Here is a 1,445-nt window from a genome sequence, read left to right on the forward strand (position 1 = left end):
GGTGATTCAGGTCAATGAACAGACCAGCCTCAGTCAGCTATTTGATAATATCCATGTCACCTCGGAACAAAAGGCGCATTTTGGTCGGCGTCAGAGTGAGTTGCAGGAGGCATTAGCCGCTGGCAAGCCAGTGGTATTGCGGGGACTAGAGAGTCATCCTACACTTCAACAACTTCTGGAACCCCTGGCTGTCGGGCAACCTCTGTTGGTTAATGGCCAATTACAAGCCTACCCACAAGCTCATGTCACCCTACTCTGGCCTGAGTCTTCGAAAAGCACATCTTCAGTATTCAGTTCGATGATCGCCGCAGGGAAACCGTGTCCTGAGGTCGATATCTGGGATATCAATGGGGGCAGGCATCATATCTCCCGGGCTGAGCTACCTGAACAAGCACTTCACCAACTTTACGAAGCGTTTAAAACCGTGCCTCCCCACCTTTGTAACCCTCTGCCTGAACTGACCGAAGGGTTGTTGAATAACCTGATAATGGCTGCCCGGCGCGCGCAGCGGGTTGACCAGTCCCCACAGCTCCTGCCCCGCCATTGGCGCAAGGCCATCAATAGCGTTGTCACCCATGGCACCCGCCAGAATCCGACAGTACGTAACTTTATGAAAGTAGCCTGTTGGCAGTTACTGCCGGATGCTACTAATAAGCCGGATGAGGATCAAACCGCCTTGGTAGACACGGATCAGTTAACTGCCATCATCAACAGTGCCCCGAGGTTGGATAGAGCGTTTGTGGATAAGAACCTATGGCCACTGGCCAGAGCGTTTGACCCAACAGTACTTAAGGGCCGAAACTCTGAAGGATTACAACTGTTCTACGAACATCCATTCCCATGGCAGGGTGGAAAAGAAGTCATGAACAGGCTCTGTGCCCTGATCGTGGCTCTTGTGCCTGAACAACATCGAGAGGCAATGGCGTACCAGTTGGCAGTTGATCCGTCGGAAACAGAGCTATATCAACGCTTTGGCATCAGGCCATCAAGACAGATTAAACGTTTGCAAGATGCGCTGGCTTCCGGCTGGCAGCTGGCTTTGCCACCAGGGCAGACCCGATACGATGCTATTCACGCTCTGGCCACCGACTGTTTTCACATAGCCAGAACAGCAAATTCTGACACAGCAGCTATTGAACACATAGAAAAACGACTGTCTGAATCACTGGAATGGCAGGGTTCTGCCGATCAACCCTTGTCAGCACTGGCTCACGATCTTTATCACGGCGAGATGAACCAAAAGGATCGTGAAAGCCGTCGATTATCCCGACTCCATGACCGGTTGGCGGACTCTCCCGTTATATTCCTGCAGGGGGAAACCGGCACTGGGAAAAGTTACTTTTCTGCCAGAATGGCAAAGGCTTCGGGACAGGCTTCGGTGATGTCCCTTGGACCTTCTGACAGTGAACAGACCCTGATGAAACGCTGGCAGTGGCAAGAGCACG

At 52.2% G+C, this 1,445-nt stretch carries 1 protein-coding gene; it reads left to right on the forward strand.

Going from position 1 to position 1,445, the window contains the following annotated elements:
* A partial coding sequence (locus KDK17_RS13890; RefSeq protein ID WP_257288302.1) for a hypothetical protein occupies positions 1-1,445 on the forward strand: 1,445 nt, incomplete at both ends.

Origin of the sequence: Endozoicomonas sp. SESOKO2 (genome assembly GCF_024606245.1) — a bacterium.
Taxonomy (GTDB): Bacteria; Pseudomonadota; Gammaproteobacteria; order Pseudomonadales; family Endozoicomonadaceae; genus Endozoicomonas_A.